Source organism: Phormidium sp. CCY1219 (genome assembly GCF_055795085.1).
Genome location: NZ_JAYFEQ010000793.1, coordinates 1 through 247 on the forward strand (window position 1 = coordinate 1; position 247 = coordinate 247).

The following is a 247-nucleotide window of genomic DNA, read 5'->3' on the forward strand; positions in this document are numbered from 1 at the left end:
AGTAGCCATTACCCCCGAAGGGAAACGAGCGGTCTCGATATCGTATGAGAAAACCCTGAAACTGTGGGATTTGGAGACCGGGATGGAACTGGCCACCCTCACCGGGCATAGTGGCGAGGTAAATGCAGTAGCCATTACCCCCGACGGGAAACGAGCCGTCTCGGCATCGGATGATACAACCCTGAAACTGTGGGATTTGGAGACCGGGATGGAACTGGCCACCCTCACCGGGCATAGTGACGATGTA

Annotated in this window: 1 protein-coding gene; it reads left to right on the forward strand. The window is 55.9% G+C overall.

The genetic code is table 11. The features are described 5' to 3' along the window. On the forward strand, positions 1–247 hold a 247-nt coding region (locus tag AC0QH1_RS24450; protein ID WP_442957363.1), incomplete at both ends, for a WD40 repeat domain-containing protein.